Origin of the sequence: Echinicola strongylocentroti, from assembly GCF_003260975.1 — a bacterium.
In the GTDB taxonomy this organism is placed as follows: domain Bacteria; phylum Bacteroidota; class Bacteroidia; order Cytophagales; family Cyclobacteriaceae; genus Echinicola; species Echinicola strongylocentroti.
Map to the genome: position 1 here is coordinate 4,065,853 of NZ_CP030041.1, position 16,953 is coordinate 4,082,805.

The window sequence follows — 16,953 nt, forward strand, 5'->3', positions numbered from 1 at the left end:
ATGGGTGACTTTCCCTTGTATCAACGTGTCACTTTTGATACAAAGATGTTGGTATTTGCTCCTTGAGGCATCCCTGAAAATAGGGATTTGACATAATCACTGGATTGTCCTTACAGGTATTTTTTGTAAAGGTTGTGCAGGATCCTGATGTCGTTCTTGCTTAGCCCTTGGTCGATATCGGCTTGGATAAAGTGCAGCTTGAAGGACTGGATGGCAGCATCCGGGTCGCTGATGTCATAGCCAACGATCCGCAGCGCTTCCAAAGGATCAAATGAATCAGGAACAGATTCGAGCATGACAGTTTCTGTTTTATAAGCCATTCCCTCTGAAGGAACGTCGATTTCCATTAAGAGAAAATCATCATACCAAAGCCCAAAGCCTTGCTCTGCCAGCCTTTTCCACGGAAAGTGGACACTGGGATCTACCTTTCTTCCGGGAGCTAGATCAGCGTGACCAATAAAGTTGGCCGCAGGGATATTGTAATCTTCCTTGATCTTTTTGAGCAGCTTGATGAGGCTTTCGATTTGGGCATCTGTAAAGGGTTCACTGCCGTTATTGTCCAGCTCGATTCCTAGTGATGAGGAGTTGAGGTCGGTGTCGTGCCCCCATTTTCCACGTCCTGCATGCCACGATCGAAGGTAATCATTGAGCATCTGGACGGTGGTGCCGTCTCTGCTGATGACATAATGCGAACTGACCTGTGTCCTCGGAATGGTGAACGTATAGATGGTCTGTTCGAGTGAATCCTGTGCGGTATGGTGAATGACGACAAAGTTGGGTTTTCTAATGCTAAAGTTGGAGGTGCCTACCCAGAGGTCGTTGAGGTGTGTGGTATCGGAGGCGTCCTGCTTTACTGCTGGTGTAGCGGTGATTTTTTCGACCTGTGCCTCTACCTGCTTTTTGTGGGCCTTGTTGATATCCGCATAGGGTTTAGGGCTGCACGAAAAGATCAGCATTCCAAGTATGGGAAGCAGAAAAAGCGTATGGTGTTTGCTATAATTCATAATAGGGGTTTCCTAAGTGAGTATTGAACCTGGAATATGCATTAGCCTATCTATTACGGCCTGAAACTACTTCAAAATCAGTTGCTGCGCTGCTGTTTTCAATATCACCATCCGCCGCGGCGGATGCCTCAATCTCCAAACAGCCTGATTTTATTGCAGTTTCAAACCTTCCCGATAGCTATCGGGACAGGCGATAACGATTCCTACTGCATAAACCGGGTTGAAGATACAAATATCGTATAAAAAAGCAGGCTTTGGCTCACCGAAAACAGGGATTTGGTGGATAGTAGTAGCATAAGTAAGTATTGAGATGTGAGATATGAGACATGAGATTTTACATTTTCTGCCATTTTAGGTGGGGGGCTGGGTTGTGCTGGGTCTTTGCTCCAGCACTGTCAAGCTTTGAGTTTCTGATGCTATTAAGGTGTTCCTGATTGCTGTCCTGAGCGTATAGATGGGTGAAATCAGGTACTCGTAAGTGGAGGGTTTGCAATCCCCGTGGTGAGTGAGCTGCTATAGCTATTTACCTGAGCTTATTTCCAAGAAAAGTCACCAAGAGCCTTTTGATAAGTTGCAGGCATATGTAAAAACGAAAACGACTAGTATTGAAGCAATTTCACATCGCAATACCTGTGTGCCGCAGATAGGCCTATGCATATTCAGGGATCAACCGATCAATCTTCTTTTGTAAGCGTTATTGACCAGTTCGGCGGTATTTTTGGCTTGTAGTTTATAGAGAAGGTTTTTGCGGTGGGTTTCTACGGTGTTTTTGCTGATAAAGAGCTTATCTCCTATTTCTTGGGTGGTGAGGCCATTAGCAATGCAGCCAAGGACTTCCATTTCCCTATCGGAGAGCTTTTCATTGAATGGAGTTTTGCCAGGGTGCTTCATAAAACTCGTAAGCAGGGTCTTGCTGACCTCTTCCCCTAGGTAGGTTCCTCCGGAATGCAAGGTGTGTATAGCTTCTACCAAGTCATTTTTACCCGTGTTTTTTAGGATGTACCCTTGGGCACCGGTTTTCAGCATGTCAGAGATGAAATGTCGGTCATTATGCATGCTCAGCCCCAGTACTTTCAGTGCTTTATGACATTTTAGAAGTTGCTTGGTGGCTTCCACACCGTCCATTACGGGCATATTGATATCCATGATGACAATGTCCACGGGTTGATCCACACAATAATCCAATGCCTCTTTGCCGTTCAATGCTTCACCGACCACCTTGATGCCCGGGATGTCACAGAGCATGGCCTTCAGCCCATCGATAAACATGCGGTGGTCGTCCGCTATCAGTACATTGATCATGACAAATTAAATTAGGGTAGATGTTTTTCAATAGTTATGGCAAATAAGTAACATTAATTTACGATTATTTAAAATAGAATTTACATTAGTGGCAGGTGTGTAAAATCCCAAAAAGAGTAAATTATACCTAAAAAGTGACTTCGTACGTGTTTTGAAGCCTTTATCAGTTATTGCCCTAAATTGATGGAAAAATGAAAAATCACTGTTTTCAGGGATAGGCTAGTCGTATAAATTTGACTAGTTTTTGCGAAAAATTAATATATTGATTCAATATGGATTGTAGAAGGATTGTAAATAATAAGGGTACCAGTTGGGGCGTGATGATGCTTGCGGTCAGTGTGTTGAGCTGTAGTGCGCCCACGTACAGGGTATTTGATAAGCGGGTCAAGTTTGATGAAGAAAGGAAGCAGTTGACCTTGGAATACCTTGCCTCCCACTATGGCCTAGTGCAGGAGGAGCCGACGATTGTTCCGAAGATGGTGGTGCTGCATTGGACGGCCATTGCGGACTTGGAGCGATCTTATGATGCCATGAATCCAGTCCGGCTTCCTGGAAGTCGGGAAGGAATTGCTGCCGCCAGCGCACTGAATGTATCGGCGCATTACCTGATCGATCGGGACGGAACGATCTTCCGGCAGCTTCCTGACACGGTGATGGCGAGACATGTCATTGGTCTAAACCATTGTGCCATAGGTGTAGAGAATGTAGGCAGTGCAGAAGAACCTCTCACTAAAGCCCAGCTAAAAGCCAATGCGGCCTTGGTCCGGCATCTGAAGAGAAAGTATCCCATTGATTATGTGATTGGCCACTATGAGTATACGGCTTTTGAGGGGCATGACCTGTGGTTGGAAAAAGACGATGGGTACAGAACCCAGAAGACGGATCCTGGTGAGAAGTTTATTAAAAAGGTCAGGAACCGTTTAGAAGAGTTGGATTTGAAGGAAATACCGAAATGAGTCGGATGCTGGAAAAAATGGGGCTATCAATATTTCTGGGAGGTATAATTATGGGGTTCATATGATGCGCCTTGAAAAACTTTCTACATTGCCTGCCAAGTTACAGCGTGACTTTCACTCCACCACCTTTGTTACTTTTTTGCTTTACAGGCTCTTAATCCATTAAGAGCCATAATGATCGTTATGCTATTTTGGCTCCTCTTGGTTTATCCAAATTATGAAAAAAATCAGCGCAAATCTTAATCATCTGCGACATCAGCGTTCTATCAGAACCAACCACAATTCCCCAACTTTCCTGCTTGAACCGAAAAAAGGGGTGCCAATTCTCTACGAAAAGAAGAACTGGCACCCGAAATAGTTAACAGCTTAATTTAACCTGTTCAAAAACCTGAAAAACTCAGAGTCTGTGGACAGGATGATGCTGGTGTTTTCATCAAGTGATTTCTCGAAGCTTTCCATGGTCCGTAGAAACTTGTACAGGTCTACTGCTTGTCGGTTTTGGTTATAGGCAGAAGCATAGATGGCAGTGGCCTCGGCATCTGCCCGGCCTTTTATCTCTTCCGCTTCACGAAATGCCTCCGATTGGATCTTGGCCAAGTCCCTTTCTTTGTCCCCCTGGATTTTTCGGGCTTCACCTTGACCTTCGGAACGGAACTGATCTGCGATACGGTTTCTTTCACTGATCATTCTGTCGTATACCCTGTCTCGTACTTCGTTGACATAATTCATACGCTTGAATTTGAAGTCAAGGATGCGGACTCCCAAGTCCGTAGTCCGTTCGTTGGCTTTGGTGAGGACGATTTCTTCGATCTTTTCCCTGCCCACGGTGATCTCCTCCAGAATTTCCAGTTCTTCCATAAAGTCTTCCGTTACCTCGGGATCACGGTTGGTGGAGCGCACCACATCCAGCAAGTCATGGCTGGCAATGGCATTTCTGGTTTCTCCGTCGAGGATATCGTCTAGCCTGGATTGGGCAGAGCGCTCATCCCTCAGTCGGATAAAGAACTGCAAGGGGTCTGTGATTTCCCAACGGGCATAGGTGTCCACAAAGATGAATTTTTTGTCCTTGGTGGGAACTTGGTTACGGTCGCCGTCCCATTCCAGGTACCTTTTGTCAAAGAACTGCACTTTTTGCAAAAAAGGTACTTTGAAGTTGATCCCCGGCGTAGTGCGGGGTTCGCCAATGGGTTTCCCAAATTGTGTCACGATGGACTGCTGGGTTTCATCTTGAATAAAGATGCTGCTATTGACGGTGATCAGTAGGATGATCCCTACGACGATATAGATGATAATGCGCTTATTCATTTCTCAGTACCTCCTTTTTTGTCCAAGTTTAATAGTGGCAATACATTATTGCCTTTTTCGTCCACAATGACCTTGTTGCCCAATTTAGGTAGGACTTTTTCCATGGTTTCCAAATAGATCCGTTGTTTGGTCACTTCAGGAGCCTTGATGTAGGCGTTATAAAGGGAGTTGAATCGTTCGGCTTCACCTTCTGCGCGGTTTACCCTGTTGAGGGCATAGGCTTCTGCGAGTTCGATGGTCTCCAGTGCCTCGCCACGGGCCCTTGGGATGATTCGGTTGTAGTCCGCTTCGGCTTGATTGATAAGGGTTTCTCTTTCCTGCTGGGCTTCATTGACGGCGTTAAAGGACGGTTTTACAGGGTCTGGTGGATTGACATCTTGAAGGACTACTTGGTCGATACGAATGCCGTTTTCATATTCGTCACACAGTTCCTGTAATAGCTGTTCTACACTGCTAGCGATTTCTTGCCTTCCTACGGTCAGCACTTCGTTGACCGTGCGGTCCCCAACGATTTTGCGCATGGCAGCCTCGGACATATCCCGAAGGGTTTTGTCTGCATTTCTGACTTTGAAAAGGTACTTGTAAGAATCGCTGATCCGGTACTGGACCACCCATTCCACATCGGTGAGGTTCAGGTCCCCGGTGAGCATGGTGGATTCGCCGACATATCCTTCTTTAATATAGTCGGATCGTTGGCTGGGTGAACTGGTGCGAAAACCAAACTCTTGCTTCAATTGTCGCTGTACTGGGATTTTGTGCATTTTTTCGATGCCAAAAGGCAGGGTGAAGTTCAAACCGGGTGGCACCGTACGGTTATATTTCCCCATTTGGATCACCACTCCTTCTTCCTCAGGCCCTACCGTATGGATGGCACTGAATGCCGCAACAATGATCAAGAGCCCCAAGATGATTTTTCTCAGGTTCTTTTTGATCATGTCGGGATCAATATTAATGTTAAAATTTCTGTTACTCATGAGAAGTATGTGTTTTTTGAGTTTGATTATACGCTTTCTTGCCAGTAGATTTTATTTCTCACCGAACGCACAGAACCCCCAGAATGAAATAAGGCTTTTCTGAGATTTCAGTGGTTTCTGTGAGCACCTATTTACTATTGCTGTGATTACTGGTGTCATTGCGGATATACCTGTTTTTAAGCTAACGAATGATCAATCTTCAAAAAATTATTGAGACCACCACGAGGAAAGGTCTGAAATGTCCATGTTTTTTCGAAATGGCCTTTATATAGCCCGATAGTTTGTTTTCGTATTGTGGTGATTTTGGAATATCCCTGTTTTCAGGGATGGAATAGGCTGATTTTTTAGGAAAATTTGACCAAAGAAAATAAGACAGGAATAATTATGGGCAATTGACAGTGAACCCAAAATCAGTAAAATACCCGTTTTTATTCCGCTCTTATCAAAAATCAATTCACTTAACTATTATCTAAAATGTCAAACATGAAAAAACTTTTACGCTGTTGCTTATGGGCGGTATGTTTTCTCCTGTTCCATTTTCAGGTGTTTGGGCAGACCGTGACCGTTTCGGGTACGGTGTCAAGTGCTGAGGATGGAGGGACTTTGCCCGGAGCAAGTATCTTGGTGAAGGGGACCACAAGGGGTGTGACCACCGATGTGGATGGAAACTACCAAATCCAAGCTGAAAAAGGCGAAATTCTGGTCTTTAGTTTTATCGGAATGATCGCCCAAGAACGTGAGATAGGTGGCCAAAACACCATCAATGTGGCCTTGGAGGGAGAAGCCAAATCGCTCGATGAGGTAGTGGTGGTCGGCTACGGTACACAAAAACGGAGTGACCTAACTGGTGCGGTGTCCACGGTGGATACCGAGGTATTGGAGTCGCGTCCTATTACCGATGTGGGCAGGGGACTGCAGGGTACCACGCCTGGGTTGACGATTACCACGCCGAGTGGACAGATCGGCCAAAATCCGTCGATAAGACTACGCGGCATGACGGGGACCTTGAGCAATTCCGGTGGTGCCCAGCCTTTGATCTTAGTGGATAATGTGGAGGTGCCAAATCTCCAAATGATCAATCCCGAGGATATAGAATCGATTTCTGTCCTTAAGGATGCGGCATCGGCTTCTATTTATGGGTCAAGAGGTGCTTGGGGGGTGATCCTGATCACTACCAAAACCGGCAAAAAAGGGGAAGCACCCAAAGTGAATTATTCCAATAACTTCTCTTGGGCTACACCAACAAAAACACCTGTTATCGCATCAGCTGCAGAAGGAGCTGAAATGGCTTTCAGTGCACTTCAAAGGACCAATCCATCTACCAATGTTTTTGGAGTGGTGGGGATGTACTTCGATGAAGAAGGTATCCAGAAAATGCGCGAATGGGAGCAGCAGTATGGAGGACAGGATCTTGGAAATGAAATGGTAATGGGAAGGGATTTTGAAATCCGTGACGGCCGTCTTTTCTTCTATCGCCCTTGGGATGCAGGAGAAATGTTTATGCGAGATTGGACTCCACAGCAAAAACATGATGTGTCTGTAGCTGGGGGCAGTGAAAAGACCACGTATCGTTTAGGTGTTGGATATCTTGGGCAAAACGGCGTGCTGAAAGTAAACCCTGATGAGTTTAACCGCTATTCACTTGACCTGAGTGTTAATACTTCGGTGACCGATTGGATGGATGTAAGAGGGAAAGTGCTCTACAGCAGAACCAAGTTTACCCGACCGTTCTATTATAGTTCAGAGACCTATGACCCTTGGTATTATCTGTTCAGATGGCCAAAAACCTATCCTTATGGTACATACGAAGGCTATCCATTCAGAAGTGCGGTAACTGAAGTGAGCCAGGCCAAGATGAATGAAGAAACGACATCGCTAAGCCGGATCAATCTCGGTACCACGATCAGGCCTGTCGAAGGACTGAGTATCGATGCCAATTATACGTTTGACTCCAATAATTTCCATGACCATCGGACAGGTGGGGTGGTTTCGGCCTATAATTTCTGGGCTACTGGAGCAGACCTTCAATATGCTCCTTATTCAAGTGCGTCCTATAACAGAGTGGAATACCGTTCTTCTTGGAGCAATAGGAATGTGGGAAAACTCTTTGCCACCTATGAGAAAAGTGCCGGAGATCATGAAATGAAGTTCATGGCAGGCGGAGATATAGAAGCTTACGAATACTGGTACCAAAGCAGTCAAAGAAGGGACCTGATGGACCTAGATCGTGGGGAGCTGGACTTGGCTTCCGGTGATCAGTTTGTGGATGGATCACGGAACCAGTGGTCCACCATGGGGGTATTCGGAAGGATCAACTATAACTACATGCAGAAATACTTCCTGGAAGTCAATGGCCGCTATGATGGGTCTTCTAGGTTGTCTCCTACAGATCGATGGGCGTTTTTCCCTTCCATGTCAGCAGGGTATGTAATTACGGAGGAGCCGTTTATGGAGTCTGTGACCAATGTGATGTCTTTTATGAAGCTACGGGCTTCTTGGGGCGCAATCGGCAACCAGAATGCCTACTTGAGTGATATCTATAGGATCATGAACTCCTATTCGTCCGGATGGTTGGTCGGAAGTGACAATCAACTGACCTTTGGTACTCCTGGAGCCTTGCCTTCTTCGCTGACTTGGGAGACCGTGACCACCTTGGATTTTGGATTTGATTCCCGGTTTTTTCAGGATAAGCTAGGGGTGACATTTGACTGGTATCGAAGAACTACCAGTGATATGCACAGTGCCGGTGCTGTACTGCCTGCGTCCTACGGCACCAGTGCTACCAAGCAAAACCTAGGTGAGCTAGAGACCACTGGTTGGGAATTGGCAGTGGATTATTCCCATTCCTTTTCCAATGGCTTTAACCTTAATGCCACGGCCATGCTTTCGGATTTCAAAGAGCGAATCACTGAATTTGCGGACAATACCAGTATTTATTCCAATCGCAAAGGACGAGTTCTTGGCGAAATTTGGGGATATGAAACGGACAGGTTGTTTACCAACGACGACTTTGTACAGGATGCAAATGGAGAGTTGATTACCGAAAACGGTAAATATGTCCCGAAAGAAGGAATTCCTTCACAATCCCTGTATGAAAGCGGGTGGTTCTTTTATGGCCCAGGGGATGTGAAATACAAAGACCTTAACGGGGATGGAGAAATCACCTATGGATCCAATACGGTAGAAGATCACGGAGACCTCAAGGTGATCGGTAACTCTACACCTCGTTACCAATATGGATTTAGATTGGGAGGAGATTATAAAGGAATCGATTTTAGCTTCTTTATCCAAGGTGTAGGCAAGAGGGATTACTGGGCGAATGGGCCGCTTTTCGTCCCCGGTTACCGTCCAGGAGAGGCATGGTTTGCGCACCAGCAAGACTACTGGACGCCAGAAAATCCAGACGCTTTCTACCCACGCCCTACGGATGCAGGCCAATCCAGCAATTCACGTAACTTCTTGAGGCAGACACGCTACTTGCTGGACATGTCCTATATGAGAATGAAAAACATCACTATAGGCTATTCCCTACCGCAGTCAGTTATAGGAAAATTAAACATTGATAAGGTGAGGGTTTATTTCAGTGGAGAAAACCTGTTTGAGTTTGATAACCTCGACCTTCCTATTGACCCGGAAGTGGATTATACCAGTTCGGGATTAAATGACTCCAACACCTTTGGCAGGGTTTATCCTTACAGCAGGAACCTTTCTTTCGGTTTGCAGGTGACACTTTAAAACGCATCAAATCATGAAAATCAGAATATTAACATTATTAGCAGCAATTGTGACATTGGTGAGTTGTGAGGATTTTCTCGAAAAACCACCATTGGATGAGCTAACAGACGAGACGTATTGGTCCAGTGAAAATAACGTAAGAAGTTTTTCGTGGGGATTTTATACGGCTTACTTTAGTGGTTACGGTTCTGGATATGCTTGGGGAGATTTTTTCTCCGGACAAAGCCTAAATGATGACTTTGGCCCTACCAGTCCGTCTCAGTTTAGACAAAATATCCCTACAGGGGCAACAAGTTCCTACTGGACTTTTGCTTGGGTAAGAAAGGCCAATATTTTCTTGGAAAGGATTCAAACTGTACCCATGGATGAAGAAGCCATCAATCATTGGTCAGGAGTAGCACGTTTTTTTAGGGCTATGGAGTATCATGATCTCGTGAAGCAGTTTGGAGATGTCCCTTGGTATGACCATGAACTGGACGAAACCAATGAAGAAGACCTCTACCGGCCAAGAGATCCGCGCGAGTTTGTGATGGACAGGGTGTTGGAGGATCTCCAGTTTGCGGCGGATAATGTCCGTCAAGTAGATGGCGATCCTGGCCTTTCTGTAAATCGCGATGTTGTGTTGGCATTTATGTCCAGAATTATGCTATTCGAAGGGACATGGCAAAAATATCATGAGGGAAACACGGAGAAGGCACAGTCTTATCTGGAAGCAGCCAAATGGGCTGCCAATGAAATAATCAGTGCGGGGAATTATTCACTGGACGATTACAGGGAAGTTTTTACCTCTCTCAACCTTTCCGGAAATCCTGAAGTGATCCTTTATAGACACTATGAGCCTGGGTTGGTGACGCATGCGCTCAACAGCTATAACAACAAGGAACCACAGACAGGTGTCTCCAAAGATGCCGTAGAAAGCTACTTGGCCAGTGATGGTCTGCCAATTAATATATCGCCTCTATATCAGGGAGACAAGGGGATAGGTAATGTGATGGCCAATCGCGATGGAAGGGTTTATGGTACCTTGGTGACGGATGAGTTGAGGCTCAATGGAATCTTGTCAAATTACAGTACCACGGGCTATGCCACCCTTAAATTCCTCAATGAAGAAATCAAGGACGACCCAGAAGGCAGCTCTAACCTGAACTATACCGATTCTCCTGTAATGCGCTATGGTGAAGTGCTGATGAACTACGCTGAGGCAGTTGTAGAATTGGCCACTGTGGGTGGGCCTGCTATGACTCAGGCTGATTTGGATATGTCCATCAATGTGCTCCGGGACCGTCCTGGAGTAGGAATGCCTCATTTGACATTGGTGGGCAATGAGCCAGGTGTGAACGGGGTAGCTTATGATGACCCCGAGCGGGATCCTGATGTACCTTCCCTGATCTGGGAGATCAGAAGGGAACGCAGGATTGAACTGATGATGGAAGGCTTTCGATTGGATGACCTGAAGCGTTGGGAAAAGCTGGAATATAGCGATACCGAAGCCAATGAGGATATCAATCGTGGTGCTTGGATCGACAAGGCAGATTACCCTGACCTACAAAGCAGTGTGACGCTAACTGACGGTGAGACAGGCTATATCATTCCCGCCACAGCAGCGGCATCCCAAAGGAGGTTTGAAGACCCCAAAGTGTATTTGGATCCTGTTCCCTTGGATCAAATCACCCTTTATGATGAACACGGGGTGACGCTTGAGCAGAATCCAGGCTGGGAGCAGTAGGGGAGTATGCGGTGTTAAGTACGAAGTATTATGTACCAAGTACGAAGTATTTAGTGTGTCCCTCTTCTCCATTTGGAAAAGAGGGACATTTTAAGCGTTTTATGGGTATGGAAACTTCTGTGCTGTTTACAACTGCTGCAAGGGCCATTGTGCTGACCTTGTGTTGGCTGCTTTCTTTAGAAGTGGCGGGGCAGCAAGGTAATGGGCAGGTCATTTCACATGGAGCGGTCATCAGAGGGGATACTACCAAAAGGCAATTGGCACTGGTGTTTACAGGGCATCAATTTGCAGATGGCGGAACGGCCATTTTGAATGCACTGGAAGAGGAGCAGGTCAAGGCTTCCTTTTTCTTTACAGGTGATTTCTATCGAAATAATGCTTTTGGACCGCTGATAGAAGACATTAAGCAGCGGGGGCATTACCTGGGAGCGCATTCGGACAAACATTTGCTCTATTGTGATTGGGAGCAGCGAGACCGCCTTTTGGTCAGCAAGCAGGATTTTGCGGAGGACCTGAAAAACAACTACCGTGAGATGGCGCAGTTTGGTATTGAAAAGGAGGATGCCAGATTCTATTTACCTCCTTATGAATGGTATAACGATTCGATCAGTAAGTGGACAGCAGAAATGGGACTCCAGGTGGTGGATTTCACGCCCGGTACTCGCTCCAATGCAGATTATACATCGCCAGAGATGGAGAATTATGTGAGCAGTGAAGCAATACTAAGAAGTATTATGGAGCAGGAAACCTCCAAGGGAATGAATGGCTTTATGCTCCTGATGCATATTGGCGTAAGCCCAAAAAGAACCGATAAGTTTTATGATAAATTATGCCTATTGATTAGTACATTACGACAAAGAGGATACCGCCTTGTGACCGTGGATGAATTGCTTTGTTTGCAGAATTAACCCTTTACGATGTTAACGATTTTAATTTCACTAGTAAGCTTTCTTGGTTTTTCAGCTCCTCAGTCATCGAGTGCTGACACCGTTTATTTCCGTGTCAACCAGTTGGGCTATCTGCCTGAAGATGCCAAAAGTGCCGTGGTGTTTAGCCGAGAAACCATCAGCGAGCGTGTTCAGCTCATTGGTGTGGAGACAGGAGAGGTGCAGCTTGAAATCAAACCGCAAAAAACCAAAAATGAAGGTTGGGGAGCGTTTGATTATGCTACTGTAGATTTTTCATCCGTGGAGAAAGAGGGCGACTATTATTTACAAACAAAACGCTCAAAATTCAGGTCCCCGTCTTTCCAAATTAATCAAAATGCCTATGCCCATCAGCAAGAGACCCTGTTGGGATTTATGCGGCAGCAGCGGTGCGGCTATAATCCCACCTTGGATATGGTCTGTCACCAGCGTGATGGGCGGGCGTTTTTTGGGCCGATGCCCGACAGCACTTTTGTAGATGCCAGTGGAGGTTGGCACGATGCAGGAGACCAATTGAAATACTTGATCACTTCCAGTTATGCCACAGCCCATATGCTGATGACCTATGAAATGTACCCAAGCCGCTTTCAGGACAGGGTGAATGCCTTGGGTCAAAAAGGCTCCAATGGTATTCCTGACATCTTGGATGAGGCAAAATGGGGGCTGGACTGGATATTAAAAATGCACCCAGAGCCAGATCAGCTGTTTCACCAAGTAGCCGATGACCGTGATCATAAAGGCTACAAAATCCCCGATCAGGACAATTCCGATTATGGCTGGGGAGCCAACAGTTACCGGCCGGTTTATTTTGCCACTGGGGAGCCACAAGGTTTGCAAAAGTACAAGAGCGAAGCAACAGGCGTGGCCAATTTGGCAGGCAGGTGTGCTGCGGCAATGGCCTTGGCTGCTAGGATATGGGGGGAGGATTTGGAGGATCCGGTTTTAGCAGAAAAATACCGAAAGGCGGCATTGAGCCTTTATGCCTTGGGCAGAGAGCAAGAAGGCTACCAGCAGGGCAATTCCTATAGCGCTCCCTACCGGTACAATGAATCCACTTGGGCCGATGATATGGAATGGGGAGCAGCAGAACTATTCAAGACCACTGGTGATGGAGACTATTTGGCACAAGCCAAGGACTATGCCCTTAAGAGTAACACAGCAGATTCATGGACCATGGTGGATTCGGCGGATCATTACCGCTTGTATCCTTTTATCAATATGGGGCATTTTGTCCTTCATGATTTGGTGGATGACGACTTTCAGAAGCAATTGGAAAGCTATTACCAAGCGGGAATAGAATACACCCTTAAGCTGGCCCATAAAAATCCTTTTCAGGTGGGAGTGCCTTTTATCTGGTGCTCCAATAACCTGATGACAGGCCTGATCACCCAGATGATATTATACCAGAAAATGACCGGGAGCGATCAATACAGTGGTTATTTGGCACAACAAAGGGATTGGTTGTTTGGGCGGAACCCTTGGGGGACGTCCATGTTTACCGGAATGCCCGCCCATGGAGAATCTCCTGAGGCGGTACACACGAGCTTATATGTTTTGTTAGGGTTGAAGATCCCGGGAGGATTGGTAGATGGGCCGGTTTATACGACCATTTACAGCAATCTTCTCGGGCTTCATTTGCAGGAACCGGATGAATTTGCCGAATTTCAGAACGAGAAAGTGGTGTACCATGATGATTCGGGAGATTACAGCACCAATGAACCCACGATGGACGGTACTGCCGGAGCGATCCTGATGATGACGCATTGGGCTAAATGAGGTGGTAAGATTGAAAAAATGGAATATTGGGAGATTTTAAAATTCTTAATTTTGATTATAGGCTTTCTTGCCAGTAGATTTTATTTCTCACGGAAGGCACAGAACACCCAGAATGAATTATGGGACCTGTGTGTCGCGCTTCGACTCCGCTCAGGGTGACACGGTAGGCGGTTTGGATATTCGCCTTCGACTTGCACGGAGTCGATAATTATTAAACAAGAAAAGGACAAATTATACATAAACAATGAACTACCGATTACTAAAAAGCGGGTTGATGGTACTGGCCATGGTCAGTGGGCTGAGTATGGTCAATGCCCAGTCCGATGGTACGGACAGTAAAATCCCATTTTTGCAACAGAAAAGCACTTGGGCAGATTCTGTGTTCAAGACCATGAGCGAGGAAGAGCGCATTGCACAGCTCATCATGATTCCCGTTTACTCCAATAGGGACAAGGCGTATGAGGACTCCATTGCCCAGTTGGTGGAGCAATATAAAGTGGGCGGCCTGATCTTTTTTCAGGGAGGTCCCGGCAGGCAGGCCAGCATGACGAATCGGTACCAACAGATCAGCAATGTACCTCTGATGGTCTCCATAGATGCCGAATGGGGGCTTGGCATGCGGCTGGACAGCACGATGAGTTTTCCTTATCAAATGGCCCTTGGAGGCATAGCGGATGAGCAGCTAATCCATGAAATGGGAGCCGAGATCGCCCGTCAATGCAAGCGCATCGGTGTCAATGTAAACTTCGCCCCAGTGGTGGATATCAATAACAATGCAAATAATCCAGTGATCGGCTTCCGCTCTTTTGGAGAGGACAAGGAAGAGGTCACTTCCAAGGCCATGGCCTATATGAAGGGAATGCAGGACGAGCACGTGCTGGCCAATGCCAAGCACTTTCCCGGACATGGAGATACCGACGTGGATTCCCATGTTGGCCTTCCGTTGATCAGCTTTTCGAGGGAGCGGTTGGAAAGCACCGAGCTCTATCCATTCAGAAAATTGATGAACAACGGGCTTGGCAGCGTGATGGTGGCGCATATGAGCATCCCCGTGCTGGATGATACGCCCAATTTGGCCTCGACCCTTTCCAAGCCGATTGTGACGGATTTGCTAAAAGGAGAGATGGGCTATGAAGGACTGGTGTTTACCGATGCGCTGAACATGCAAGGGGTGGCAAAATTCTATCCTCCCGGAATCGTCGATGTGAAGGCGTTGCTAGCGGGGAATGATATGCTGCTGAACACCATGGACGTGAAAACCACCATCGTGGAAGTAAAGAAGGCCATAGCAAATGGTGAAATCACCCAAGAAGAGGTAGACAAACGTGTGATGAAAGTGTTGCGCGCAAAGGATTGGCAAGGCCTGAGTGATTGGCAGCCCGTAGCTATGGAGGGAATCCACGAAGACTTGAACAGTTCCAAAGCAAAATACCTGAACCGACAGCTAGTGGAGGCCTCCATTACGCTATTAAGAAATGAAGAGGAAATACTGCCCATAAAAAAACTTGCTGATGAAAAGCTCGCCTATGTGGCCCTTGGTACTGATGAGGAGACCACCTTTCAACGAGGCCTCAGCCGCTACGTGGAGGCCGACCATTTTTTTGTATCGAAGGAAACTTCTTTGTCAGCGCTTGAGGGTTTGCTCGAAGAGCTCCAAGGCTATTCCAAAGTGATCGTAGGGGTGCATCATTTGGGGCTGAAAGCCAGTGTGAAGAACTTCGGTATTACTGCTGAAATGAATGTAATGTTGAAAAAGCTGATCGCCGCCCAGCCGACAGTGGTGGCTGTCTTTGGCAATGTTTACAGCTTGGATAAGTTGGAGGATCTGGAGAAGGCGTCTGCGGTGATCGCTGCTTATCAGGAGTCGGAGCTGACCCAAGATGTGGCCTCCCAGCTTGTCTTCGGTGGAGTAGGCGCCAAAGGAAAATTGCCTGTGACCATCAATCGTCATTTTGCTATTGGCGACGGGCTAACCACTGCAGGAGGTTTTCGTTTTTCCTATGTAGAGCCTGAGGCAGTCGGTATAGCAAGGCAGGACCTGGACAGCATCCAAGGATTGGTGGAGCAGGCCATAGCCGAAAAGGCCATTCCCGGAGCTTCTGTATTGGTGGCCAAGGATGGTAAGGTCTTTTACCAACAGGCGTTTGGTCATCATACTTACGAGGAGAATGTGCCAGTGCAAATCACCGATCTCTATGACCTTGCTTCTGTGACAAAAATCAGTACTTCCCTTGCGGCGTTGATGGAATTACATGGCGAAGGGAAGTTTGATGAAAATAATACGCTTGGTGATTACCTCCCCATGGCGAGGGGAACCAATAAAGAAAACTTGGTTTACAAAGATATTCTGACCCATCAGGCTGGGCTGACCTCTTGGATTGCATTTTGGAAAAATACCGTGAGGAAAAATGGTTCTTTCAAGTGGTTTACTTTTAAGGACCACCAAAGCAAGCGGTTTCCCATCAAGGTGGCCGATAATCTTTACATCCACCGACACTATGCGGACAAGATCTATAAGGAAATCATGAAGTCCCCTGTTAGCTCAGAAAAGGAATACGTCTACAGTGATCTTTCTTTTATCCTGGCTCCTAAAGTGGTGGAAAATATTACGGGTATGCCCTTTATTGATTACTTGAATGAAACGATCTATGATCATCTCGGAGCAAGTACCTTGACCTTTAACCCCTATCAAAACTATCCTGTGGACAGGGTAGTACCTACGGAATATGACAGTCTTTTTAGGCGGCAATTGCTGCATGGGACCGTTCATGATGAGGGAGCGGCGATGTTGGGAGGAATCAGCGGTCATGCCGGGCTTTTTGGTGATGCCAATGACCTGGCCAAGCTGATGCAGCTGTACCTGAATGATGGTGAGTATGCCGGAGAAACGTTGATCAAAGGGAATACGGTAAGTGAATTTGGGAAATGCCAGTTTTGCCCTGAAAACTACCGTGCATTGGGATTTGACCGTCCGCGGAAGCCGGGTGATCCCAATGGTAATTCAGCGCCCAGCGCACCAGCGAGCAGCTTTGGCCATACAGGTTTTACGGGTACGTACGCTTGGGTGGATCCCGAAAACCGGTTGGTCTATATCTTCCTTTCCAATAGGGTCAATCCGACGAGGGAAAATACCCGGCTTTACCAGCTGAACACCCGTACCAATGTGCTGGAAGTGGTGTACCAGGCGATGAAGTGAGTGGGGAGTATTGAGACTTGAGATGTGAGACTTGAGACAATTGTATATCGAAT

10 protein-coding genes are annotated in these 16,953 nt (G+C 46.6%); 6 read left to right on the top strand and 4 right to left on the bottom strand.

The window, feature by feature from the left end; all coding sequences use genetic code 11:
- Positions 1-110 precede the first annotated feature (110 nt).
- Together DN752_RS15810 and DN752_RS15815 are read right to left on the bottom strand one after the other, a co-directional pair.
- Positions 111-1,004: an N-acetylmuramoyl-L-alanine amidase gene (locus DN752_RS15810; protein WP_112784845.1), complete on the bottom strand. Its 894-nt coding sequence runs from the start codon at positions 1,002-1,004 to the stop codon at positions 111-113.
- 666 nt (positions 1,005-1,670) lie between these two features.
- Positions 1,671-2,306, bottom strand: a complete 636-nt coding sequence (locus tag DN752_RS15815) for a response regulator (RefSeq protein ID WP_112784846.1) — start codon at positions 2,304-2,306, stop codon at positions 1,671-1,673.
- Between the two features lie 272 nt (positions 2,307-2,578).
- Between DN752_RS15815 and DN752_RS15820 the strand changes: the two genes are divergently transcribed.
- Entirely contained in the window at positions 2,579-3,262 is a 684-nt protein-coding gene (locus tag DN752_RS15820; protein WP_245949252.1) for an N-acetylmuramoyl-L-alanine amidase, read from the top strand.
- A 366-nt stretch (positions 3,263-3,628) separates the two neighbouring features.
- Here the strand turns inward: DN752_RS15820 and hflC are convergent, their stop codons facing one another.
- Complete coding sequence (gene hflC, locus DN752_RS15825) at positions 3,629-4,567, bottom strand: protease modulator HflC (protein WP_112784847.1); 939 nt, start codon at positions 4,565-4,567, stop codon at positions 3,629-3,631.
- A complete protein-coding gene (gene hflK, locus DN752_RS15830; protein ID WP_112784848.1) occupies positions 4,564-5,541 on the bottom strand; it encodes an FtsH protease activity modulator HflK in 978 nt (325 codons plus the stop codon). The genes hflC and hflK overlap by 4 nt, the downstream gene beginning before the upstream one ends.
- Positions 5,542-6,024: 483 nt before the next feature.
- On the opposite strand from hflK, the gene DN752_RS15835 reads away from it, so the two are divergent.
- The 5 genes from DN752_RS15835 (at position 6,025) to DN752_RS15855 (ending at position 16,900) form a co-directional block, all read left to right on the top strand.
- Positions 6,025-9,276 carry a SusC/RagA family TonB-linked outer membrane protein gene (locus DN752_RS15835; RefSeq protein ID WP_245949254.1) on the top strand — a complete coding sequence of 1,084 codons (3,252 nt, stop codon included), beginning with the start codon at positions 6,025-6,027 and terminating at the stop codon, positions 9,274-9,276.
- Between the two features lie 13 nt (positions 9,277-9,289).
- Positions 9,290-11,002, top strand: a complete 1,713-nt coding sequence (locus DN752_RS15840; protein ID WP_112784850.1) for a RagB/SusD family nutrient uptake outer membrane protein — start codon at positions 9,290-9,292, stop codon at positions 11,000-11,002.
- 107 nt (positions 11,003-11,109) lie between these two features.
- A complete protein-coding gene (locus DN752_RS15845) occupies positions 11,110-11,910 on the top strand; it encodes a polysaccharide deacetylase family protein (RefSeq protein ID WP_112786580.1) in 801 nt (266 codons plus the stop codon).
- A gap of 9 nt (positions 11,911-11,919) precedes the next feature.
- On the top strand, positions 11,920-13,704 hold the full coding sequence (locus DN752_RS15850) for a glycoside hydrolase family 9 protein (RefSeq protein WP_112784851.1): 1,785 nt from the start codon (positions 11,920-11,922) through the stop codon (positions 13,702-13,704).
- Between the two features lie 244 nt (positions 13,705-13,948).
- A complete protein-coding gene (locus DN752_RS15855; RefSeq protein ID WP_112784852.1) occupies positions 13,949-16,900 on the top strand; it encodes a glycoside hydrolase family 3 N-terminal domain-containing protein in 2,952 nt (983 codons plus the stop codon).
- Positions 16,901-16,953 lie beyond the last annotated feature (53 nt).